Annotated in this window: 19 protein-coding genes; 17 read left to right on the top strand and 2 right to left on the bottom strand. The window is 43.9% G+C overall.

The features are described 5' to 3' along the window. The first annotated feature begins 7 nt into the window (after nucleotides 1–7). Nucleotides 8–1,120, top strand: coding sequence for an iron-sulfur cluster carrier protein ApbC (gene apbC, locus AC2FC2_RS01095; protein WP_490658579.1), 1,113 nt, complete (start codon nucleotides 8–10; stop codon nucleotides 1,118–1,120). 52 nt (nucleotides 1,121–1,172) lie between these two features. Here apbC and AC2FC2_RS01090 read toward each other — a convergent pair whose 3' ends face one another. Continuing rightward, the gene (locus AC2FC2_RS01090; RefSeq protein ID WP_490658578.1) at nucleotides 1,173–1,802 is read right to left on the bottom strand and encodes a phosphatase PAP2 family protein; all 630 of its coding nucleotides are present in this window, start codon (nucleotides 1,800–1,802) and stop codon (nucleotides 1,173–1,175) included. A gap of 245 nt (nucleotides 1,803–2,047) precedes the next feature. On the opposite strand from AC2FC2_RS01090, the gene udk reads away from it, so the two are divergent. The 4 genes from udk (at nucleotide 2,048) to dcuC (ending at nucleotide 6,827) form a co-directional block, all read left to right on the top strand. Continuing rightward, the gene (udk, locus tag AC2FC2_RS01085) at nucleotides 2,048–2,689 is read left to right on the top strand and encodes a uridine kinase (RefSeq protein ID WP_490658577.1); all 642 of its coding nucleotides are present in this window, start codon (nucleotides 2,048–2,050) and stop codon (nucleotides 2,687–2,689) included. A 126-nt stretch (nucleotides 2,690–2,815) separates the two neighbouring features. Continuing rightward, nucleotides 2,816–3,397 (top strand): dCTP deaminase, encoded by a 582-nt coding sequence (gene dcd / locus AC2FC2_RS01080; RefSeq protein ID WP_490658576.1) that lies wholly within the window; start codon nucleotides 2,816–2,818, stop codon nucleotides 3,395–3,397. Nucleotides 3,398–3,441: 44 nt separating this feature from the next. Further along, a complete protein-coding gene (gene asmA / locus AC2FC2_RS01075; protein ID WP_490658575.1) occupies nucleotides 3,442–5,280 on the top strand; it encodes an outer membrane assembly protein AsmA in 1,839 nt (612 codons plus the stop codon). Between the two features lie 188 nt (nucleotides 5,281–5,468). Beyond that, nucleotides 5,469–6,827 (top strand): anaerobic C4-dicarboxylate transporter DcuC, encoded by a 1,359-nt coding sequence (gene dcuC, locus AC2FC2_RS01070; protein ID WP_490658574.1) that lies wholly within the window; start codon nucleotides 5,469–5,471, stop codon nucleotides 6,825–6,827. Between the two features lie 29 nt (nucleotides 6,828–6,856). Here the strand turns inward: dcuC and AC2FC2_RS01065 are convergent, their stop codons facing one another. Next, nucleotides 6,857–8,443, bottom strand: a complete 1,587-nt coding sequence (locus AC2FC2_RS01065) for a TerC family protein (protein WP_265555313.1) — start codon at nucleotides 8,441–8,443, stop codon at nucleotides 6,857–6,859. 684 nt (nucleotides 8,444–9,127) lie between these two features. On the opposite strand from AC2FC2_RS01065, the gene galU reads away from it, so the two are divergent. From galU to AC2FC2_RS01005, 12 genes are all read left to right on the top strand, one after another. Next, nucleotides 9,128–10,027, top strand: coding sequence for a UTP--glucose-1-phosphate uridylyltransferase GalU (galU, locus tag AC2FC2_RS01060; RefSeq protein WP_490658573.1), 900 nt, complete (start codon nucleotides 9,128–9,130; stop codon nucleotides 10,025–10,027). Nucleotides 10,028–10,072: 45 nt separating this feature from the next. Continuing rightward, a complete protein-coding gene (locus AC2FC2_RS01055; RefSeq protein ID WP_490658572.1) occupies nucleotides 10,073–10,966 on the top strand; it encodes a UTP--glucose-1-phosphate uridylyltransferase in 894 nt (297 codons plus the stop codon). A 298-nt stretch (nucleotides 10,967–11,264) separates the two neighbouring features. Continuing rightward, entirely contained in the window at nucleotides 11,265–12,401 is a 1,137-nt protein-coding gene (locus AC2FC2_RS01050; RefSeq protein ID WP_490658571.1) for a polysaccharide export protein, read from the top strand. Between the two features lie 19 nt (nucleotides 12,402–12,420). Next, nucleotides 12,421–12,855 (top strand): arsenate reductase/protein-tyrosine-phosphatase family protein, encoded by a 435-nt coding sequence (locus AC2FC2_RS01045; RefSeq protein WP_490658570.1) that lies wholly within the window; start codon nucleotides 12,421–12,423, stop codon nucleotides 12,853–12,855. 12 nt (nucleotides 12,856–12,867) lie between these two features. Then, on the top strand, nucleotides 12,868–15,039 hold the full coding sequence (wzc, locus tag AC2FC2_RS01040; RefSeq protein WP_490658569.1) for a tyrosine-protein kinase Wzc: 2,172 nt from the start codon (nucleotides 12,868–12,870) through the stop codon (nucleotides 15,037–15,039). Nucleotides 15,040–15,117: 78 nt separating this feature from the next. Further along, complete coding sequence (locus AC2FC2_RS01035) at nucleotides 15,118–16,032, top strand: glycosyltransferase (RefSeq protein WP_490658568.1); 915 nt, start codon at nucleotides 15,118–15,120, stop codon at nucleotides 16,030–16,032. 2 nt (nucleotides 16,033–16,034) lie between these two features. Continuing rightward, complete coding sequence (locus AC2FC2_RS01030) at nucleotides 16,035–17,240, top strand: EpsG family protein (RefSeq protein WP_490658567.1); 1,206 nt, start codon at nucleotides 16,035–16,037, stop codon at nucleotides 17,238–17,240. A 24-nt stretch (nucleotides 17,241–17,264) separates the two neighbouring features. Continuing rightward, complete coding sequence (locus tag AC2FC2_RS01025) at nucleotides 17,265–18,368, top strand: glycosyltransferase (protein WP_490658566.1); 1,104 nt, start codon at nucleotides 17,265–17,267, stop codon at nucleotides 18,366–18,368. A gap of 25 nt (nucleotides 18,369–18,393) precedes the next feature. Then, nucleotides 18,394–19,452: a glycosyltransferase family 4 protein gene (locus AC2FC2_RS01020; protein ID WP_490658565.1), complete on the top strand. Its 1,059-nt coding sequence runs from the start codon at nucleotides 18,394–18,396 to the stop codon at nucleotides 19,450–19,452. A gap of 56 nt (nucleotides 19,453–19,508) precedes the next feature. After that, nucleotides 19,509–20,666, top strand: coding sequence for a glycosyltransferase family 4 protein (locus AC2FC2_RS01015; protein ID WP_490658564.1), 1,158 nt, complete (start codon nucleotides 19,509–19,511; stop codon nucleotides 20,664–20,666). Nucleotides 20,667–20,741: 75 nt separating this feature from the next. Next, nucleotides 20,742–21,761, top strand: coding sequence for a hypothetical protein (locus AC2FC2_RS01010; RefSeq protein WP_490658563.1), 1,020 nt, complete (start codon nucleotides 20,742–20,744; stop codon nucleotides 21,759–21,761). A gap of 512 nt (nucleotides 21,762–22,273) precedes the next feature. Next, nucleotides 22,274–23,338: a glycosyltransferase gene (locus AC2FC2_RS01005; protein ID WP_490658562.1), complete on the top strand. Its 1,065-nt coding sequence runs from the start codon at nucleotides 22,274–22,276 to the stop codon at nucleotides 23,336–23,338. The last annotated feature ends 66 nt before the right edge of the window (nucleotides 23,339–23,404 follow it).

Genomic DNA, 23,404 nt, shown 5'->3' with positions numbered 1-23,404 from the left:
AGCCGGGATGAGCGCAAAATCCCCTGAGCAGACTAACCCCGAAGTTCTGCGTGCCCTGGTGACCGGAGTATTGGCCGCCTTTGAACACCCGACGTTAAAAAACAATCTGACTGCGCTGAAGGCCATTCACCATTGCGCGCTGCTGGACGATGTACTGCATATTGAATTGACCATGCCATTCGCCTGGCAGAGCGGTTTCGAGGTGCTGAAGGACACCGTCAGTGCAGAGTTACTGCGCGTGACCGGCGCTGAGGCTGTCGACTGGAAACTGAAGCACGATATCACCACGTTGAAACGTGCGAACGATCAGGCCGGCATCAAAGGCGTGCGTAATATTATTGCTATCAGTTCCGGTAAAGGCGGGGTGGGTAAATCCACTACGGCGGTTAACCTGGCATTAGCGCTGGCAGCGGAAGGGGCCAAAGTCGGTATTTTGGACGCTGACATCTATGGCCCGTCGATCCCGAATATGCTGGGCACTGAAAATGAACGCCCAACGTCACCAGACGGCCAGCACATGGCGCCGATAGTGGCGCATGGCCTGGCAACCAATTCGATTGGTTATCTGGTGACTGACGATAACGCCATGGTCTGGCGTGGGCCTATGGCCAGTAAAGCGCTGATGCAACTGTTGCAGGACACGCTTTGGCCGGATCTGGACTATTTAGTGCTGGATATGCCACCAGGCACCGGCGATATCCAGTTGACATTGTCGCAGAATATCCCGGTTACCGGGGCTTTAGTGGTGACCACACCGCAGGACATCGCGTTGCTTGACGCTGCTAAAGGTATTGTCATGTTCGAAAAAGTTCACGTGCCGGTTTTGGGCATCGTGGAAAACATGAGCGTGCATATTTGCAGCAATTGCGGTCATCACGAGCCCATCTTTGGGACCGGTGGGGCTGAGAAGCTGGTGAAGAAATATAACAGTCGGCTGTTGGGGCAATTACCGCTGCATATTTCACTGCGCGAGGATTTGGATCGCGGCGAGCCGACGGTGATCAGCCGCCCGGACAGTGAGTTTGCCGAACTGTACCGTCAACTTGCCGGTCGTGTTGCCGCGCAAATGTACTGGCAGGGTGAAGCGATCCCGACGGAAATTTCTTTCCGCGCGTTGTAATCACACACTGCTGGCTTAAAAACAAAACCCCGGATAAGTTCCGGGGTTTTGTTTATGGCGTAATAACGTGTTTGTGCAAGTCCGCCCGCGTATACGGGCGCTCTACCTGCGCCAATACAGTAGCAATATGTTCCAGCAATCCTTGCGTTGGTGCAGGTTCCCGTACTCCCATCAGTGCCATTGGCAAGGCCAATGCAACGACAATCTGCGGTGTAGAAAGCTGAGGGCGAGGTTTGCCGTGCTGCAACCACAAAAATAGCGTACTGGCCAGATAGCCAAGTATCAGGCCGCTCACCACTTCCGAAGGAGAATGTACGTGGATAGCTAACCGCGATAGTCCTATGGTGACAGGCAATACCAGCCCCACAATCAGCGCCATGCTGCGTACGGCATGTGAAAAACGCCCGGTCAGCGTCCAGAGCAGAACTGGCCAGATACTGGCCGCCAACGCGGAGTGGCCGCTAAATCCGGTAAAATCATAACGTTCTATGCCAATACCCCAGCCCATAAAGGCCAGTTTTGAAGCACAGACTATACCGCCAGCACTACCGAAGATCAGCGCCCATTGCCAGCCAGCGGTACGGGTCGCGCGTGAGGCAACAAGTACGGCAAAAAGAATCAGCGAGCAGGGCAACAGCAACATGCTGTCGCCAAAAAATGTCAAAAAATGCCAGTCCAGCACGTTAGTCTCCGGTGAAATGCAAAATCCTATTTCAAGGATAATTATCAAGCCACGGAGTTTACCCTGTGACGCCGAATTGCCCTAGGCGCAATAATCTTAAAACCGATGAATGCCACTTATGGCGAAATAACCAGAGATAGCGCCCCGTTGGCAACAATATAGTCTGGCGCAATGCCCGCTAACTCCCTATAATTGTCGCGTTTTAGTTCCCCTCCTTCACACTACGAAATCAGGTCTTTAATTTTATGACTGACAAGCCGCATCAGTGCGTCATTATTGGTATAGCTGGCGCATCTGCCTCCGGAAAAAGCCTTATCGCCAGTACGTTATATCGTGAACTTCGCGATCAGGTTGGCGATGAACACATCGGCGTGATTCCTGAAGACAGTTACTACAAAGACCAGACTCATCTGACCATGGAAGAACGGGTCAAAACAAACTATGACCACCCGAATGCCATGGATCACAACCTGCTGTTCCAGCATTTGCAAATGCTGAAATCGGGCAGGGCGATAGAGTTACCGCTGTACAGTTACACTGAACATACACGCAAGAAAGAGACCATTCACCTGGAACCTAAAAAGGTGATTATTCTTGAGGGGATCCTGCTGTTGACGGATATCCGTCTGCGTCAGGAAATGAATTTCTCGATTTTTGTCGATACGCCGCTGGACATTTGCTTGATGCGTCGAATGAAGCGTGACGTGAATGAACGTGGCCGTTCGATGGATTCGGTGATGGCGCAATACCAGAAAACCGTCCGCCCTATGTTCCTGCAGTTTATCGAGCCTTCCAAACAATACGCCGACATTATCGTTCCACGCGGTGGGAAAAACCGTATTGCGATCGACATTCTAAAAGCCAAAATTAGCCAATTCTTTGAGTAATGCTGCTCAATGGCCGGAAACCCCTGGTTTCCGGCCTGCGGGCAACTATTTACGCTGCGGCGTAGACCTTTCGCCCGTTGTGTGGCAATTTTTGTTTTAGTGACACGCCTTGATGGAGATGAAGAGATGAGACTGTGCGACCTTGATATAGAAGCCTGGCTGGATTGTGAAAAACTGGTGATTTCACCGCGTCCGCCGATTGAGCGTATTAACGGGGCCACAGTGGATGTCCGTTTAGGCAATCAGTTCCGTGTGTTCCGCGGTCATACTGCGGCATTTATCGATCTGAGTGGCCCGAAAGATGAAGTCAGCGCTGCGTTGGACCGCGTGATGAGTGATGAAATCGTTCTGCCAGAAGGTGAGGCCTTCTTCCTGCACCCGGGTGAGCTGGCACTGGCAGTGACGTTGGAGTCGGTAACGTTGCCGAACGATCTGGTGGGTTGGCTGGACGGCCGCTCCTCCTTGGCGCGTTTGGGGTTGATGGTTCACGTAACCGCACACCGTATCGATCCGGGCTGGCAGGGCCGCATTGTTCTGGAGTTCTATAATTCGGGTAAGCTGCCGCTGGCATTGCGTCCGGGTATGCTGATCGGTGCGTTAAGCTTTGAACCGTTGTCCGGACCGGCAGCACGTCCTTACAATAGCCGCCAGGATGCAAAATACCGCGATCAACAGGGTGCAGTAGCCAGTCGAATTGACAAGGACTAACCGCGCTGGTGGTCGGGTTAGTGTGGCGCTGACAAGAGGATGGCATGAGAAGATTACTGACGACTTTGGCGATTTTACTGGTGGTGCTGGTGGCCGGAATATCCGCGCTGGTGCTTTTGGTTAATCCGAATGATTTTCGTGCCTATATGGTTACGAAGGTCGAACAAAAGAGCGGTTATCATCTGACATTGGATGGCGATCTGCGCTGGCATATTTGGCCGCAGCTCAGCATTCTGGCAGGGCGCATGACGCTGACCGCACCTGGGGCCAACGCGCCAGTGGTGAGCGCGGATAATATGCGCCTTGACGTTAAATTGCTGCCGTTGTTGTCGCATCAGCTGTTTGTGAAACAGGTAATGCTGAAAAATGCCGTCATCCGCCTTACGCCCGACAGCGAAGAACAAAATCAACCCAATGCACCTATCGCGCCTGCGGGCAATTCTGCAGAGTCGGTAGATACGCCATGGAAGTTTGACATTGATAATCTGAAGGTTGTGGACAGTCTGCTGATCTGGCAGCGCGCCAACAACGAACAAATCAACGTTCGCGATATTAATCTCACCTTGAAGCAAAATGCCAAACGCCAGGCGCAAATGGAACTTTCCAGCCGGGTGAACCGTGATCAACGCGATCTGACTTTCAACATGGTGGCGGATATCGATCTGCAGCAATATCCGCGACGCATTGCGGCCAATATCAGCCAATTCAATTACCAACTTGAAGGTGCGGATATTTTGGCCGGTGGCATCAAGGGTGATGGCAGCGCTCAGATGGTGTACCAACAAATGCCGCAGCAAGTCGCGTTAAGCCAGCTGACCCTCAGCGCCAATGACAGCCAATTCTCGGGCGGGGCCAGCGTGCAGATGGGTGACGTGCCTGCCTATGTGTTGAATTTGACATCCACGGCAGTAGATTTGGACGCACTTTCTGGTTGGCAGTCCAAGTCCAGTACACAAGAACAGCAAACACCAGGCACGACATCTGCGCCAGTGATTGCCAATCAAATGGACGATCCACAGCAAAATCTTGAAGTACTGCGTGACTTTAACGCACAGCTTAATTTGAGCGTTGATCAACTCACCTATCGCGGCATGAATATTGTTCATTTATCAACGCAAGCGGAAAACCAGCAGGGTTTGCTGACGGTACATTCACTCTCGGGGCAGCTGGCCGGGGGCGATTTCGCGTTGCCTGGCTCGCTGGATGCACGCCACAGCCGGCCAGTGATCGCCGTGAAGCCGGTAGTGCGGCAGGTTGAGTTGGGCACTGTACTGAAAGCGTTCGACATGCCACAGGTATTAACCGGCAAACTTAGTATGCAAGGGGATTTGACGGGCGATCGCTTGACATCACAGTCGTTTGAGCGGCGTTGGCAAGGAACCGCTCAATTGACAATGCAAGATGCGCAACTGCATGGCCTGAATATTCAGCAGTTGATTCAGCAAGCGGTGGCACGCAACGACAGCAGCGTGAGTGGGCAGAAAGATTACCAACGTTATACCGAAGTGAAGCAACTGTCGGCAAAAGCGAGTTTGAATAGCGGTACGGTAAAATTCACCGAGTTGGGTGCAGATTCGCCATTGTTGAATCTGAGTGGTAGCGGTACGGTGGATATGCCAGGTAAGCAGTGTGATATGGCGCTGAATGTACGAGTAACGGGTGGTTGGCAAGGGCGTAGCGATCTGATCGAACAGCTGCAGAAAACGCCTATCCCGCTGCGTGTTTACGGCCCGTGGAGCCAGCTCAACTACCAGTTACAGGTTGATCAGATACTGCGTAAAACGCTGCAGGACAGGGCGAAAGAGGCGCTGAATAAGTGGGCTGATAAGAACAAGGATTCGCGCGAAGGCCAGGATCTGAAAAAACTGCTTGATAAGCTTTAATCATGAAATGTACGGGTCGGTTAGCGGCCCGTATATTCTGTGACACCCTCAGAGTATTCCCCTTTCCTAATAATTTCCTCCTGTAACTTTGACGGATATCATTACGCCTTTAACTGAGTTTGTGCAGAGTGTGCCCAGTTAAGTGATTTCTACATTTCAGCATGGTCAAAACAATAAGTTGAGGGAATATGATAGAACTTCTGATCGGGGCGGTCGTTGCGGCGGGCGTTGGGCGCTATATCATCAAAGGCTACTCTGCGACGGGAGTTCTGATGGTGGGCGGCCTGCTCCTCTTGGCCATCAGTGCCTTGATGGGCAAGAGCCTGTTGCCTGCCAGCGCAGTATCTACAGGGTGGCGCACGACGGATATCATCGAATATGTCAAGATCCTGCTGATGAGCCGTGGTGGCGATCTTGGCATGATGATCATGATGCTGTGCGGGTTTGCGGCTTATATGACACACATTGGTGCTAATGATGTGGTCGTAAAGCTGGCCTCACGTCCCTTGCAGATGATCAACTCCCCCTATCTTCTGATGGTAGCAGCGTATTTTGTCGCTTGCCTGATGTCACTGGCTGTCTCCTCTGCAACCGGTTTGGGTGTGCTGCTGATGGCCACATTATTCCCGCTGATGGTCAACGTGGGGATTAGCCGCGGCGCAGCGGCGGCTATCTGTGCTTCACCGGCTGCCATTATCCTTGCACCTACCTCTGGTGACGTGGTGCTGGCTGCTAAGGCTGCGGAAATGCCGTTGGTCGATTTCGCGTTTAAAACTACCTTACCGATATCCATTGCGGCGATTGTCTGCATGGCCATTGCGCACTTCTTCTGGCAACGCTACCTCGACAAGAAGAACAACGAACAGCACCACATTATGGATGTGAGTGAAATAACTACGCATGCACCGGGGTTTTACGCTGTTTTACCTTTTACACCGATTCTCGGCGTGCTGGTGTTTGACGGCAAGTGGGGGCCGGAACTGCATATCATCACTGTATTGGTGGGGTGCATGTTATTGGCGGCAGTGATTGAGTTCTTACGCAGCTTCAGTGCCAAACAGGTATTTACCGGTCTTGAAGTGGCCTATCGGGGAATGGCGGACGCTTTTGCCAGTGTGGTGATGCTGTTGGTCGCTGCGGGCGTATTCGCTCAAGGGTTGAGTACCGTTGGATTTATCAGCGGGTTAATCAGTTTGGCACAGTCGTTTGGTACTGGCGGGATTATCATGATGCTGGTGCTGGTGGTGATTACCATGCTGGCGGCAATGACTACCGGTTCGGGAAATGCGCCGTTCTATGCTTTTGTTGAACTGATTCCTAAACTGGCGGCTCAGATGGGGGTAAATCCCGCGTATTTGGTGATCCCCATGCTGCAGGCGTCGAATCTGGGTCGTACGTTGTCACCGGTTTCCGGTGTGGTGGTGGCGGTATCTGGCATGGCGAAAATCTCCCCGTTCGACGTTGTGAAACGTACGTCGGTACCGGTGATTGTTGGGTTGATCGTGGTGATTGTGGCGACGGAGCTGCTGGTTCCTCAGCATTTGTAACAGGTGGCCGGGCGATGCCCGGCCCCTGGTTACACCTCGTAGTCAGGCTCTGGTACTGACAGCGGAGTGATCTTCACTTTCAAAATACGGTGGCTACTGACTTCCAGTGGTTCAAACAGATAGTCACCAATGCGTAACTGTTCGCCTTCTTGAGGAATACGTTGGCTGTGTTCCATCAGCAAGCCGGCCAACGTGTGGTATTCACGTCTCTCTTCCAGCGGAAGTGGCAGATACAACACCAAATCCTCCAGAGGCATATAACCATTGGCGGTCCAACTGCCATCAGCATTTTGCTGAATGTCATGCCGCGCATCGACCTCTTCACCGGCTTCCGGAAGGTTACCGGCAATGGTTTCCATCACGTCCGTTAGCGTCACAATGCCTTCAACTGAACCGAACTCATCGACGACAAAGGCAAAGTGCGTCTGTGCCTGGCGGAATTGCTCCAGCGCGCTCAGCAGGGTTAACTGCTCCGGGAAAATCAGCGGCTGAAGGATTAATGCACGTAAATCGAGCGGAGCCTGAGCCAGTTGCTGTTTCAGTACATCAATAGTATGGATCACCCCGAGCGGTTCATCGCTGGCACTGTTCTCCACCACGACAATGCGCGTATGCTGATTTCTTTCAAGTAGCTGTGTCAGCTTTTCTTGCGGGTCATTCAGCTCAAGATATTCCACATCGTGGCGTGAAGTCATGATGCTGCTTACCGTACGCTGAGCCATGCCTAACACCCGTTCTATCATATGCCGTTCCTGCCGATTGAAAATCTCACCGTTTTCACTGGTGCTATCGGCCAACAGGTTGGCGGAGTGACTGTCCACTTCCGCTTCTTCGTGTTTACCACTCAGCATACGCAATACCGCTTCCGCAGTTCGTTCTCGCAGCGGCCGTACCGTTGACAGAAAACGACGTCGGTTGAACTGGGACAGTTGGTTCAAGGCCTCAATCATCACCGAGAAACCAATGGCGGCATACAGATAACCTTTCGGGATATGGTAGCCAAATCCTTCAGCAACCAGGCTGAAACCAATCATCAACAAGAAGCTTAGGCACAGGATGACAATCGTCGGGTGGGCATTGACAAAGCGCGTTAGCGGCTTGCTGGCCAGCAGCATCAGCCCGATAGCGATACAGACTGCAATCATCATTACTGCCAAGTGATCGACCATGCCGACGGCGGTGATCACCGAATCGAGAGAGAATACGGCATCCAGTACCACGATTTGTGCCACAACCGGCCAGAAACGGGCGCCTTTGCGCGGACCATGTTGTTCTTCATCTTTACCCTCCAGCCGCTCGTTCAACTCCATGGTGGCTTTGAACAGCAGGAAGATACCCCCGACCAACATAATCAGATCGCGGCCGCTGAAAGGGTGCCCAGAGGCAAAGAACAGCGGTTGGGTCAGCGTGGCCAGCCATGAGATGGACGCCAACAGCGCCAAGCGCATCAACAGCGCCAGCAACAGGCCGACGACGCGGGCTTTATCCCTCTGATGTTTTGGTAGTTTTTCCGCCAGAATGGCGATAAAGATAAGGTTGTCTATACCCAGAACGATTTCCAGCACGACCAAAGTGGCCAGGCCGGCCCAAATTGTTGGATCTGCGATCCATTCCATACGCCCAATTTCACCTGTAAGTTCGACGGCTTATGCCGCAAGGGAATGATGGGTGCTGAGGCGGGAAAATTCAACTTTTAAACCTTGCTTTGGCAATGTGCATCTAAGCTAGGATGGGGTTAAGCCAAAATAATGCATAAATAGTCACCCTCTCATCGGGCTCGTCGGATGAGATTATGCGGTCAGAGGGTTTTTTTCATGCAAAAGGGACGACTCTCAAGAAAAGGGGAGTGGTTAATTGTACATGAAGTGGTGGAAATATAATTTAAAAATATCAATTAGTTATATGTGATTTAGCCTGCTACACTTTGTTCAGTTCCCGCCTATGGGTAGTCTTAATCTGAAAAGGGTACTCAGCAAGTATCTTAGACTTGTATCGATAAGTTAATAGTATAAGAATCTTAGCCACATAAACATTTACAAGTATCATCGTTTGGTTTTAAAAGCGCAGTTATTTTTGCTTTTATGTGACATGAGCGTCTCTTAGTAAAGAGCATCGCCTTGAATTTACGTTGAAAAGCGATTGGGCAATTCCTGATTGCTTCATAGAAAATGATGACAGTGCATTGGTAGCTGAGAGCCAAGGGCGGTAGCGTGTCTGCGCCACTCTGTTCCCGTTTTCATAAGCGTCCTGGATAAGGCTTAGTTCGGCTACGTTAAAATTATTGATTGTGGATGAAAAACATGCAAAAGAGACTGAAGGCTGTGATCCCCGTAGCTGGCCTGGGAACCCGTATGTTGCCTGCGACAAAAGCCATTCCTAAAGAAATGCTGCCGGTGGTCGATAAACCATTGATTCAGTACATTGTTAATGAGTGCGTGGCCGCTGGGATTAAAGATATTGTATTGGTTACCCATTCCTCTAAGAATGCAATTGAAAACCACTTCGATACCTCTTTTGAACTCGAGGCAGTTCTGGAGTCACGTGTTAAGCGCCAGCTTCTCGAAGAAGTACAGACTATCTGCCCAGACGATGTGACGGTGATGCAAGTGCGCCAAGGTCAGGCAAAAGGCTTGGGCCATGCCGTTCTATGCGCTAAACCTATGGTCGGTGATGATCCTTTTGTGGTGTTGTTACCGGATGTCTTGTTGGATGATTCGACAGCCGATCTGCGTAAAGAGAACCTGGCCAAAATGATCCAACGTTTCACTGAAACTGGCTATAGCCAGGTTATGGTGGAACCGGTACCGGAACAGGATGTTTCGAAATACGGCGTGGTGGACTGTGGTGGTGCGACGCTGTCGGCAGGAGAGAGTACTCCTATGACTGCGGTAGTGGAAAAACCTGCCCGTGAGGACGCGCCATCCAATCTGGCTGTAGTGGGCCGTTATGTTCTGTCCGCCGATATCTGGCCGTTGTTGGAAAAAACGTTGCCGGGTGCGGGTGATGAAATCCAGCTCACCGATGCGATTGCCATGTTGATGGATGCTCAAACCGTAGAGGCCTTTCACATGAGTGGCAAGTCGCATGACTGTGGGGATAAGCTGGGTTACATGAAAGCGTTTGTGCAATATGGCTTGCGTCACTCCTCCGAGGGTGAAGATTTTACCCAATGGTTGAAGCAGACACTAAATAGCAAGTAATGGTTGCGGCTGAATATACGATCATAATATTGAAAGAGGATTATCATGACCAAGTTGAAAGCTGTCATTCCTGTTGCAGGCCTGGGTATGCGTATGTTGCCGGCAACCAAGGCCATCCCAAAAGAAATGTTGCCGATCGTCGATAGGCCGTTGATTCAATATATCGTTAATGAGTGCGTTGCTGCAGGGATCAAAGAAATCATCCTGGTGACGCATTCTTCGAAAAACGCGATTGAAAACCACTTTGATACCTCATTCGAATTGGAAGCGATGCTTGAAGCGCGCGTGAAGCGTCAGTTGCTGGAAGAGGTACAGTCAATTACGCCAAAAGGCGTCACGCTGATGCATATTCGTCAAGGGCAGCCAAAAGGTTTGGGACATGCGGTGCTTTGTGCCAAACCCCTGGTAGGGGATTCACCCTTTGTGGTTTTGTTGCCGGATGTCTTGCTTGACGACGCAAAAGCAGACTTGAAGAAAGATAATTTGCCACACATGATTTCTCGCTTTGAACAGACGGGATTGAGCCAGGTGTTGGTTCAGGCTGCTGATGAGCATGTGCTGTATGATTACTCGGTAGTTGAATGCGAAGCCAGCAAGCTGCAACCGGGTGAAAGTTCTCGCATGACTGCGATTATCGAAAAACCAGGTCGTGAAGTTCAGTTGAAGTCGAATTATTCCGCGGTAGGGCGCTATGTTCTCTCGGCTGATATTTGGCCGATCTTGGAAAAAACAGAGCCAGGGGCGTGGGGACGCATTCAACTGACAGATGCTATTGCTGAATTACTGAAACACAAACCGGTCGAGGCGACAGAGCTGGTGGGTGAGTCGTTCAATTGCGGTGAAAAAATGGGGTATCTGCGGGCGTTTGTGACCTATGGTTTACGCCACCCCACGCAGGGTAAAGCGTTTCGCGAGTGGGCAGAGCAACTTTCTTTATAATTAGAACCAAGAAAATTTCCTGCGGGCTGGCTAAGCGCATGCTTACTAGCCCCTTCAAGCACGTTTTACAGAAGAGCACTTAGACAGACATACTCTTTTTTTTGATAATTATGCAATAATGCTCTCAACGTAATTTTTATACTAGCAAATCAGAATTCAATACTTGCTCAATGAATGTGAATTTTCATACGCGTTTGGGCAGATGACAAACCATTTTGCTGAGTGCCGCGATAAGCGCCACGGTTGGCCAGGGGCTTAGCACCGCAAACGTTCTAACTTTGATAGTGATGATAACTCGATGGCAAAAAAACAATGGAAACTGATACCGCTCTTGGTATCTATCAGTGTGGTTAGCGGCTGTACGATGGTGCCGGGATCTCACCTTTCAACAAGTGGAAAAGACATAGTAAAACAACAGGATAGTGACTTCGATATCGACAAGTTGGTAAATGTTTATCCAATGACGCCAAGTCTCGTTGAAAAAATGCGACCTAAGCCGGTCGTTGCTCAATCAAATTCTTCACTTGAGCGCGAACTGCAGAATTATGAATATCGAATTGGTGTTGGTGACGTGTTGATGGTTACTGTATGGGATCATCCGGAACTAACAACGCCAGCTGGCCAGTACCGAAGTGCTAGTGATACCGGTAACTGGGTGAATTCTGACGGCACTATCTTTTATCCTTACATCGGCAAGGTAAAAGTTGTCGGTAAGAGCATGGGCCAAGTGCGCAACGAGATCGCTAGCCGACTGGCGCAATATATTGAAAGTCCGCAAGTTGATGTCAGTATCGCTGCATTCCGTTCGCAAAAAACTTATGTCACTGGCGAAGTAGCTAAATCCGGACAACAGCCAATCACAAACGTCCCACTGACAGTTATGGATGCGGTTAATGCTGCCGGAGGGCTCTCTGAAAATGCAGATTGGCGTAATGTGGTATTGACGCATAATGGCAGAGAGCAACGTATTTCTTTACAGGCGCTGATGCAACGTGGCGACTTAACGCAAAATCATCTTCTCTATCCTGGGGATATTCTGTATATACCTCGCAATGATGATTTAAAAGTCTTTGTCATGGGGGAAGTTAAAAAGCAGGCTACGCTAAAAATGGATCGTAGTGGCATGACTTTGACAGAAGCATTGGGTAACGCAGAAGGTATGGATCAAAGTTTTGCTGATGCAACAGGGGTATTTGTTATTCGCCCATTACGTGGTGCAGAAGGCCAAAAACTGGCGAACATTTACCAACTTAATGCTTCAGATGCTGCAGCGATGGTTATGGGGACAGAATTCCAGTTGCAACCTTATGACATTGTGTATGTCACAACTGCGCCTGTAGTGCGTTGGAATCGCGTTATTAGTCAGTTAGTCCCTACAATTTCTGGCTTCAATGACCTCAGCGAGGGTTCACTGCGTATTCGTAACTGGCCGTAGTTGTTTGAGAGGCTCTATAATGTTTGATTCGGTTTTAGTTATATGCGTTGGCAATATTTGTCGCTCCCCGACTGGGGAGCGGTTACTTCAACGCGAATTGCCAGAGAAAATAATCCGTTCAGCAGGTATTAGTGCGGTTGTTGGCCATGCTGCAGATAGCTGTGCTGAAGAAGTGGCAAAGTCTCATGGATTAAGTTTAGAAGGACACGTTGCACGGCAGCTAACAAGAGAAATGTGCAGAGATCATGATTTATTACTTGTAATGGAAAGGAAGCATATTGAAGCAGTATGTGAAATTATTCCAGAGATGAGAGGAAAAATTATGCTTTTCGGCCATTGGGATAATCATAGAGAAATAGCCGATCCATATAAACAAAGTCGAGAAGCTTTTGACTTTGTTTATCGATCACTTGAAGTTTCATCGAAGCTGTGGGCTACGGCGTTAAAGAACTGAATTGGAATAGTTATGTCAGATAAAAAGAAATCGGTTCCATCTTCGGATGTTTTGAGTGAGTTGGATATAACTCGGTTGATGGCTACCTTAATTGACAATCGGTGGTTAATTTGTGCAGTGACAACCTTCGTAACCTTAATTGGTATTATGTATGCGTTGTTTTCAACACCGATTTATCGTGCAGATGCATTAGTTCAAGTAGAAAAAAATGCTGGTAGTTCATTACTGAGTGATATCTCATCAATGTTACCAACAAATTCATCAGCTTCAGCTTCAGAAATAGAATTGATTCAATCAAGAATGGTCATTGGGAAAACAGTGGATGATCTAAATCTTGATATTGAAGTAAATCAAGATTATTTCCCAGTATTTGGGAAAGGTTTTAGTCGGATTAAGGGTGATAAACCAGCGGATATCGCCATCTCAAGGCTCTCACTACCTGAATCATGGTCGGAAAACGATCAGGAACTAAAGGTGACGATTCTTGATAAAAGCACTTATGAAGTATCCTCTAATGGCGATACCTTATTTAAAGGTACTGTGAATAATTTTGAATCACGCAATGGTGTCAGTTTATTAATTAGTGGTATCGATGCGCCACAAGGAACAATTTTTGAAATAGTTAAACATAGCCGTTTAGCCGCTATTAATGATGTATTAGACCGTTTGACTGTTTCAGATAAAGGGAAAGAAACTGGGGTGTTAGAAATATCACTAACAGGAACCGACCCTATTTTGATTCGTAAAGTTGTTGATGGCATTAGCCAAAACTATTTGCGACAGAACGTTGATCGAAAATCTGAAGAAGCAGCCAAAAGCCTAGAGTTCTTGAAAGATCAGTTACCAATTATCCGTGCAAATTTGGATAGTTCAGAGAATAAACTCAATAGTTACCGTCAACAAAATGATTCTGTAGATTTATCTCTGGAAGCAAAATCTGTACTTGATACGATGGTATCTGTTGAGTCTCAGCTTAATCAGCTAACATTTAGTGAAGCTGAAATATCTAAACTTTATACGAAAGAACATCCCGCCTACAAAGCTCTTCTAGAAAAGAGAAAAACGTTAGAAAACGAAAAAGAAAAATTGAACAAGCGTGTCAGTGGTATGCCAAAGACACAGCAGGAAATTCTAAGATTAACTCGTGATGTTCAGTCTGGGCAGGAAGTTTATATGCAGTTGCTGAACAAGCAACAAGAGCTTAATATAAATAAAGCTAGTACTATTGGTAATGTTAGAATTATTGATAATGCGATAACTCAACCTAAGCCAGTGAAACCTAAGAAAACGATTCTTGTATTAGCAGCAATGATGGCTGGATTAATTCTATCATCTGGCTATGTCGTACTCATGAGTTTGTTACACCGTGGGATCGAAAGCGCTGAGCAGCTTGAAGAAAGCGGGATAAGTGTTTATGCGAGTATTCCTCTTTCTGAATGGCAGGTTAATCAAGCAACGAAAAATCTGGCCAAAAAGAAATTTTCAAAAAATCAGGCTGGAAACGACTTTTTGCTTGCAGTAGGAAACCCTGCCGATTTAGCTATGGAGGCTATTCGAAGTTTACGGACAAGCTTGCACTTCGCCATGATGGAAGCGAAGAATAACGTTATTGTTATCTCTGGTGCTAGCCCTGGTATCGGTAAAACGTTTGTATGCGCGAACTTAGCTGCAACTGTTGCTCTAAGTGGATTGCGGGTTCTCTTTATTGATGGAGATTTACGAAAAGGCTATTCGCACAAACTTTTTGCAGAGGGAAAGAACGACAAGGGGTTGTCATCTGTTCTTTCAGGTAAGGACTCAGTCGAGCAAGCTATACTCAAAACAAAAATTGAAGGGTTAGACTTTATGGGGCGTGGTCAGGTGCCACCGAATCCATCCGAATTATTGATGCATAAGAATTTTGAGCAACTGTTAAAAACAGTTTCAGAAAAATATGACATCGTATTAATAGATACACCTCCTATTTTGGCCGTCACTGACGCCGCTATAATTGGCAAGCATGCGGGCACATCGCTAATGGTTGCGCGCTTTGACGTAACGCCACTGAAAGAAATTGAAGTAAGCATACGTCGCTTCGAGCAGAGCGGAGTTGAGATAAAAGGGGTAATTCTAAATGCCGTCCGTAAGAAGGCATCGGGGTATTATGGTTACTATCAATATGATTATAAGTCATCAAACACTTAATTTCTGATATTAATATCCTGTTCGTTTTAATCAGGTCCTGATTCTTGTCAGGACCTGATTTTAATTAAGAGAAAGAGTATGAATAATCCGCTGATCTCAGTATATATCCCAACACACAATCGAAGCGAAATGCTTAAAAGAGCAGTTTTCTCGGTTTTGAATCAAACTTATCAAAATGTTGAAATAATAATCTGTGATGACGGTTCATCTGACAATACAGAAGATGTTGTTGCTTCTCTTCGAGAAAAACACCCAAACATTAAATATCTAAAAAATGAAACGGCTAAGGGGGCGTGTGCGGCGCGAAACTTAGGTATATTCGCTGCTGAGGGGGAATTTGTCACCGGTTTGGATGATGATGATGAGTTTTTGAAAGACCGTTTAGAAACGCTGTATGAGTTTTTTTGCTCCTCAGACAATATCTATGCGTTTGTTTGCGGTGGCATCGAAATGAGAGAGAAGGAAATAACATCTTATGGTTATACTAGACCTGGACTAGTAAGTTTGGATGAACTGCTGAGCTCAAATATTGTTGGAAATCAAGTTTTTACAAAAACAAAGTATTTAAAAGAAATTGGTGGTTTTGACACTTCATTTCCCGCTTGGCAAGATTATGATTGTTGGGTTCGCCTTTGTAATAAATTTGGTAGTGGATACAGAGTTGGTCATGTGAGCTATATTATGCATATGGAACATGAACAAAAAAGAATCTCTACCAGCAGCAAAGTTAAAAATGGTTATGAACAATTTATTAAAGTACACTCAGAACTTATGAGCGAGAAGCATAGGAAAAATGCCTATGTGAACTTTAAGTTGGGACAGAACGAAAAATTCACAATTCATGAAATCATAAAATACACATCTTGTAAGACTATTCCTCAGGTTTTCAAGTCTTATCTCAAAAAACGGCTGGTGGTTCTTAGAAAAGTGTACAGTTACATTCGGATGCAGAAACTATCGGATAGACTAAATTCTTTAGATAAAAAGGACTGATAGTGTTAACTGAATATGAAAGTAGAACGATAAAGACAGATGCTAGTCTGATATTTTTCTTAGGATCATTTTTGTTATGGGGAATTGCGGCATTTTCTCCATTGCTAGGTTTTTACTGCTCATTAATGTATTTAGCAATCCAAGGCTACTCGTTAAGAATCCTCAGAATCAACGTAGCCATTATTGCTATTATAAGTGGAGCTTTTATTGCTTCATCTCGGAATGCTCTAGTGGTTCTCGGAGATGATTTCAATATAAACTATTCTGTCTATCAGCTAATGCAAGATGGGGGGTCAATTTTTTATCATGAGTTCTCTGGTGGCATTGAGTTTATTCTACCGTTATATTTCAAGATAATTGGGTTTGTTTTCAATATTGAAAATCCTGTTTATGTATTCTTTTCGGTCACAGTGCTTTGCTTAACTTTATTTTATATATGGTTAGAAAAATTTGGTTTGAAAGGCATTGATAGTGATAAAAAAGCTTTATGTGTAGCAGCATCATTGGGATTATTTGTTCTTTTTAGTAGCACACAATTGATGAGGCAAATGATCTCGACTGCATTTGTCTTATATGCAGTATCGTTTTGGTTTGAAAAAAAGAAGTTATATTTTGTTGTGTTTTTCTTGTTAGCTATATTTTCGCATCTTAGCGCTGTTTTATTGTCTTTTGTTATAATCGTATTAATGGGGGATAACAAATTTCGAAAATACATGGTGCTAATCGTTTGTGCGGCATTTGTTTCTTTGTTTACGGTATTCCTTTCATATATAACAGGAAGTAATTTACTGGGCGCTGCCACTTATAAGTTTAACTATTATGCTTCTACAGACTTATCCGGTTTTAACTTGGATTCATTTTTTAAATTCCTTGTTATCATGTGGTGTGGAGCCATCTTATTTCGATCTAAAAATAACGAAAAATGGAATAGTTTGTTGTTCTTTGGCGGAGCACTTTATGTGATATTCCTGCCACTTCCTCTAGCATCAGATCGAATGTTAATGTTGATGGTTTCGTATCTCCCTGGTTTTTTGATGTTTATCTCATTTTATAGAGCGACGTTACTTTTCAAAGTGATTTTGATTGCATTTTTTGCTTTGAAGATACTGCTATTAGGGCCGCTTTACGGTGGAGGTGCCTTAGAGGGCATGGAGTTATGGAAAAGTTATCCTTGGTTTAATAAGGATTTGTTCTATTATCTTGTTTAACCTATCAGGGATTGGAGTTCAGTTATGAAAGTAGTTATGGTTGTTCAATGTGTTCACAAGATTGGAGGGACAGAGAAAGCAACAATTGAGTTGGCTAATCTACTTCAACTTAATGGCTACGATGTGACAATAGTCAGTCTTTATAAAGAAACGACGGGTACTGTGTCAGTACTAAATCTGGTTGACGGAATAAGAATAAGTTATGTATTCCCTAATATTGTTTTTCTAAAATATAATGACAGATTTTATAGGTTGCATGATCTTTTATTAAAAAGAAAAATAAGTTCCTGTATTGAATCGTTGTCACCTGATGTTGTTTTCCACACCAGCATAAAAAACATAGATTTTGTAAATGTAAAATATAAGAAGATTTTGATGGTTCACTTTTCTTTAGACCATTATCTTACTGGAAAGGTAACTTCGAATCTTTTGAGAAGAAAGCATTCTTTCATTGATGAAGTGGTTTTCCTCTCAAAAAGAGATGCAGATGAATATAATGTAAAGTTTAGTGCTAATAATGCCACTTACGTTCCAAATAGTACGGCTATTAAATTTCCCGATAAAAAAATCAATAATAGTAATAAACGAATTTTATTTCTGGGTCGCGTAGATGAAGAGCAAAAGCAATTATCTCATGCGATAGAGATAATTGAGTTTCTAAAAAAACGAAATAAGTTGAATGGTTGGACTTTGCATATCTATGGTAGTGGTCCTGATGAGAATAAATTAGCAGAGCTGATTAATAGCAAAAATTGTAGCGATGTTATTATTATGCATGGCTTCTCAAATAATATTGAGAAAGTTATCAGTTCAGCAGAGATTATGATTTTGACTTCTAAATATGAGGGATTACCCATGTGTTTGATTGAAGCTGCAGCCTATGGTATGCCTTTAATCAGTTATGATTGCGCACCGGGGATCAGCGACATTGTTATAGATGGTTATAATGGCTATATTATTTCTCAAGATGATAAAGAATCATTTATAGAAAAGCTCTCACGTCTCATTGATGAAGACGATTTACGAGTCAGAATGAGTGAGAATAGCAGGGAAATAGCTAAATCTAATTTTAGCCACGCTAGTATCACACGGCGTTGGACAGACATACTAAATAGCTTAGTAAAATAGATAAAACACCGAGGAATTGCAAAAATTGATATACATAAATGGAAGGTTTCTCACGCAAGAACTCACCGGTGTTCAGCGCTTTGCAGAGGAAATATCCGTTCATCTGCAAAAAATTCGGCAAGATATAACAATATTATGTCCTCCGGGTGTTTGTACGTCGAGAGTTTCAGGTCTTAAGAATATCGAAGTAATCGGAAAGAACTCGGGACATATTTGGGAACAATACGATCTCCCTAAGTATTTGAGAAATAAAAATGGTTCGTTATTGATTAACTTAAGCAATACGGCGCCTATTTTTTATAAGAATAAAATCGTTACTCATCATGATATTACTTATAAAAAATACCCTAATAGTTATTCATTAAAATTCAGAACTTTTTATAATTTAATAATCCCAATTATATTGAAGACCAGTAAGGCATTGATTACCGTTAGTGAGTTTTCCAAGGGTGAAATTTGCTCTGCTTATAACTATGATGTAAATAAAACACACGTAATTTATAATTCAACAAACGGTAATTTTTTGCCGAAAAATAAGAGTGTAGATAGAGAATCTTACATACTGGCTGTTTCGTCTTCAAATTTCCACAAAAATTTTCATGGGCTAATTAGTGCTTTTAAACATATGCCAAACGAAAATGGGGTGAAGTTAAAAATAATTGGTGGTTGGAATAAAAATTTCTCTAATAATGAGTCAATTTCCATGACTAAGCCTGGTGATTCTAGTGAAATAGAGTTTCTAGGACGTGTATCCGATGAGGAACTTATTAATTTATACTCCAATGCATTAGCATTCATATTCCCTTCTTTCTATGAGGGTTTTGGTATTCCCCCACTAGAGGCCCAGGCATGTGGGTGCCCGGTTGCATCATCTAATCGAGCTTCATTACCAGAGGTTCTTTCTGACAGTGCATTGTATTTTTCTCCTGATAATGAGATGGAAATAATAAATTCAATGGAAACACTTATCAAAAACCAAGAAAAAAGAGATGAATTAATTTCTCTTGGCTTTAATAATGTAAAGAGATTTTCTTGGACGAACTCGGCAGAGAAGTTAAATGATGTGATACGTGGTATGGAGTAACTTTAAATTTTAATATTGCATCCGTGTTTTTGTAAAAGATATTCTAGGGAAATAAAATGAATGATAATCAAATGAATGTTGGTATTATTGCCGACTGGCTTGTTACATTTGCAGGCGCAGAAAAAGTTATTCAAGAGATTATTAATATATACCCCAATGCTGACTTATATTCTGTCGTCGATTTTTTATCTGATGAAGCTCGTGCTAAGTTCCAAGATAAGTATGCGCAAACGACATTTATTCAAAATTTGCCTAAAGCGAAGAGTGCTTATCAGAAATATCTGCCACTGATGCCTTTCGCCATAGAACAATTAGACGTGTCCTCGCACGATGTGATTATATCCAGCAGCCATGCAGTAGCGAAAGGTATTTTGACTGGGCCAGATCAATTGCATATTAGCTATGTACATTCACCCATACGCTATGCTTGGGATCTGCAACATCAATATCTTAAAGAGGCCGGCCTGGATAGAGGAATGAAGGGGCATCTTGCAAGATGGATTTTACATAAAATAAGAGTGTGGGACTATCGTACCGCTAATGGCGTTGATCACTTTATTGCCAACTCTAAATTTATCGCTCGTAGGATTAAAAAAGTCTATGGTCGAGATTCTGATATCATTTACCCACCGGTTGATGTTGAACGCTTTACCTACCAAGAAAATAAAGAAGAATTTTATTTTACTGCTTCACGTATGGTGCCCTACAAAAGGATCGATTTAATCGTTGAAGCGTTTGGCCATATGCCGGATAAAAAATTGATTGTAATCGGTGCTGGCTCTGAAATGGCTAAAATTAAATCAAAGGCCAAAGATAATGTCGAGCTCCTTGGGTATCAGTCTAATGAAGTTATGCTTGAATGTATGCAGAAGGCGAAAGCATTCGTATTTGCTGCAGAGGAGGATTTTGGCATTACGCCAGTTGAAGCGCAAGCATGTGGCACGCCTGTAATCGCCTTTGGGAAAGGTGGTTCCCTGGAAACAGTGCGTCCATATGGTGAGGCGAAGGCAACAGGGATATTTTTTGAAAAACAAACGGTTGCATCGGTTGTTGAGGCAATTGAACGTTTTGAAGGTGTTTGTGACTCGATCCTCCCGCAAGACTGCCGTGATAATGCATTGCGCTTTTCCGTTTCACGTTTTCATCAAGAAATGGAGGCCTATGTCAGTGAGAAGTGGAAGGCATTTAGTGATGCAAAGATGATTGAATATTGATATGCCATAGGACATCATCCATGGATGAATATCTATCGGATTTTTCAACAAGCTATTATTTAAGAGGATGCCGCTATGAAAAAATTAGTGCATATTTTCATGGTGTTTGCGATTTACGCAGTAACTGGTTTTGGGTATACATATGCTTTTTATCCTGGCGTAGGCGTTCATCCTAACGAGTTCAAAGGTAGCGCAGAAGAACTCATCATGTTGATGAAGAAATATGATATAAAGTCATTTAGGACTGATTACCCATGGAGTAATGTAGAACACCAAAAAGGGATATTGATTAGTTCAAAAGATACTACGGATAGCATTATCAATATCGCTCAGGAAAATGGTATTTCTCCGTTGATAATATTGGATTACGGAAACAAGAACTACGGTGGTGGTAAGCCTGTCACGCCAGAAGCGGTAGACGCCTTTGTAAATTATGCAACATGGACTGTGAGGCACTTCAAAGGTAAAGCGGAGATCTTTGAGGTTTGGAATGAGTGGTCTCATCGCACTGGAAAATCGCAAGATTCAGTAGGTGAGGCATCTGCAGAGGCGTATTTTCAGCTAGTTAAAGCAACTTCTCTTGCTGTTAAAAAAGAAAACCCTAAAGCAATGGTTATTGCTGGAGGTTTTAATCCACTCGACAATGCCGACAAAAATTGGGGGGTCATGCTAGTGAAGTTGGGGATTCTCAACTATATTGATGGTATTTCCCTACATCCTTATTCTTATCAAAATAGAACAGTTGCTGATCCAAGCTTTAATCTCAAGAGAATTGACCTTTACCAGGATGAATTGAGCCAGATAATAGGGAAGAAAATTCCATTTTATATTACCGAAGTTGGATATCCAGCATATAATGGCGGTGCAAACTTATCAGAGGTTGAGGTTGCACGGTATGCATATGAATATATGACTGAAGCAAGTAAAATGAATTATGTGGCTGGTGTCTGGTGGTATGATTTTATCGATGATGGTGTTGATAAAAATAATCGGGAATATAACTTCGGAATTTTAAATAACGATTTGTCAGAAAAATTGGTAACTAAAGAGTTCAGTGGCGCTTTAAAAGAAATCAATAGTGATACTAAGAGGTAATTAATAGCGTTGCAAAGAATTAAGTAATGATAGGATTATGCTTCTGATTATGAGAGCCAAATTTCGACCTGTCGGGATTTGGTTTTTTTATACTCAAAATATTTAGTTTGGCTAGATATCATATCTTGCTAAGATTACAATGTCAGTATGGCATTCTCTCCGTATAGTTATCCCCACTCTTGTCGTTTCACAGTGCTATCATTTACTCTGTGTCGAACTTGCCACAGTAATGCACAATGCGTCAATAGCCTTTTTCGTTGGTGCATATTTCAATATAACATACTTCCCCATAACTGGCTTCAGTTTACGCTTCGTCCCTTGCGAATTATTCTTGTTTTAATTCTTTATTCTATTTAATTTTTATTAATAATTAAATTTGTGAGCCAACGCTAAAATTATTCAGATACAAATTGACGACTTTATGCATTTTGCGATAATTCTTCAAAATATTTTCTCCCAGTTGCTATACTTTATCTGAGCTGTTAATGAACTTTAGCTGTCTACGAGGTTGTATGTTAAAAGGAAAAAAAGTCGCAATCATTTTTACGGCATCTATCCTCGGTGGTCATGAACTAATGACGCTTGCCCATATAAATAGATATGCTAAACGGGGCGTTTTGATAACATGCTATATTCCTCTAAATAATTACAAGTTGGCGGCTCTGTTGGAGTATTCATCTATAAATTACGAGTTTCATGATATTCGCCATAACAACATGGAGATAATCCATGCATTTTTAAATTTTAGGCATTTCTTTAATGCGGCAAGTTTTCTATTGAAAGTGAATAAAAATTTTAACTTTACATTTATTATTCAGGGTGATATTGAATTTGGTGCTGTATTCATCAATGTTGGGAAGGTCTTAAGAATGAATAATATCATAAGTTATCTTCCTTATACTCATAGCTTTAAAAAGATGAAAAGTTGGGCGCCAGGGATCAAGGATTTTTTTGCGAAGTTTGCATATCGAAATTGTAATTGTTTCTTTACTATTTGTGATGCTACAGCTGATGAAATAATTTCTAAGAATAAAAAAGCAATGGTCAGGGTTTTGGAGAACTTTGTTGCCAGACCTGCGATTGATGAAATTAGAGGTGTGGGGTACACGTTTACTCCCTCGCGTAATAAGATAAAAATAATTATGGCCGGGAGAGTCCTCTTTAGACAAAAAGGACAAGATATTTTAATGAATGCATTGAGAAATATAAATTTTCCGGTGGAATTGAGAGTGTTTGGTGACGGCCCGGATCTCGATAGGTTACGAGATATGGCGAATAGTCTCGGTGAAAATATTGCTGTTACTTTCTTCGGATGGAAAGAAGATGTATGGGAGTTTTCTCAAGACATTGATTTTATCGTGGTTCCCTCCCGATATGAAGGAGTTCCATTGATAATGCTCGAATCTTTAGCAAGAAATATCCCAGTAATCTCTCCTGCCAGAGATGGTATGACTCATTATTTAGCAAGTGGCTCACTATATGATATAGGTAGTGCAGAGTTTGAGGCGAGTGAGTTACGGAAGAAAATTGAAGAGTCGTTCGTAAAAAATAACTCAGTTGGCATGGTTAGTGAGTAATTTTCATCTTATATATTAAGTCGCTAGTATGAGAATACAAATTTAATGTTTTTTATTATTTTGGAT

It is taken from the genome of Serratia sp. CoH_122_TC_1, from assembly GCF_058191755.1.
The sequence above is the reverse complement of the archived record's forward strand: the minus strand, read 5'-3'. Positions and strand labels throughout refer to the sequence as shown.

Excerpts from the sequence above, each read along its gene's own strand:
- apbC (WP_490658579.1), top strand. The coding sequence starts at position 8 with ATGAGCGCAAAATCCCCTGAGCAGACTAACCCCGAAGTTCTGCGTGCC.
- udk (WP_490658577.1), top strand. The coding sequence starts at position 2,048 with ATGACTGACAAGCCGCATCAGTGCGTCATTATTGGTATAGCTGGCGCA.
- dcd (WP_490658576.1), top strand. The coding sequence starts at position 2,816 with ATGAGACTGTGCGACCTTGATATAGAAGCCTGGCTGGATTGTGAAAAA.
- asmA (WP_490658575.1), top strand. The coding sequence starts at position 3,442 with ATGAGAAGATTACTGACGACTTTGGCGATTTTACTGGTGGTGCTGGTG.
- dcuC (WP_490658574.1), top strand. The coding sequence starts at position 5,469 with ATGATAGAACTTCTGATCGGGGCGGTCGTTGCGGCGGGCGTTGGGCGC.
- AC2FC2_RS01065 (WP_265555313.1), bottom strand. The coding sequence starts at position 8,443 with ATGGAATGGATCGCAGATCCAACAATTTGGGCCGGCCTGGCCACTTTG.
- galU (WP_490658573.1), top strand. The coding sequence starts at position 9,128 with ATGCAAAAGAGACTGAAGGCTGTGATCCCCGTAGCTGGCCTGGGAACC.
- AC2FC2_RS01055 (WP_490658572.1), top strand. The coding sequence starts at position 10,073 with ATGACCAAGTTGAAAGCTGTCATTCCTGTTGCAGGCCTGGGTATGCGT.
- AC2FC2_RS01050 (WP_490658571.1), top strand. The coding sequence starts at position 11,265 with ATGGCAAAAAAACAATGGAAACTGATACCGCTCTTGGTATCTATCAGT.
- AC2FC2_RS01045 (WP_490658570.1), top strand. The coding sequence starts at position 12,421 with ATGTTTGATTCGGTTTTAGTTATATGCGTTGGCAATATTTGTCGCTCC.
- wzc (WP_490658569.1), top strand. The coding sequence starts at position 12,868 with ATGTCAGATAAAAAGAAATCGGTTCCATCTTCGGATGTTTTGAGTGAG.
- AC2FC2_RS01035 (WP_490658568.1), top strand. The coding sequence starts at position 15,118 with ATGAATAATCCGCTGATCTCAGTATATATCCCAACACACAATCGAAGC.
- AC2FC2_RS01025 (WP_490658566.1), top strand. The coding sequence starts at position 17,265 with ATGAAAGTAGTTATGGTTGTTCAATGTGTTCACAAGATTGGAGGGACA.
- AC2FC2_RS01015 (WP_490658564.1), top strand. The coding sequence starts at position 19,509 with ATGAATGATAATCAAATGAATGTTGGTATTATTGCCGACTGGCTTGTT.
- AC2FC2_RS01010 (WP_490658563.1), top strand. The coding sequence starts at position 20,742 with ATGAAAAAATTAGTGCATATTTTCATGGTGTTTGCGATTTACGCAGTA.
- AC2FC2_RS01005 (WP_490658562.1), top strand. The coding sequence starts at position 22,274 with ATGTTAAAAGGAAAAAAAGTCGCAATCATTTTTACGGCATCTATCCTC.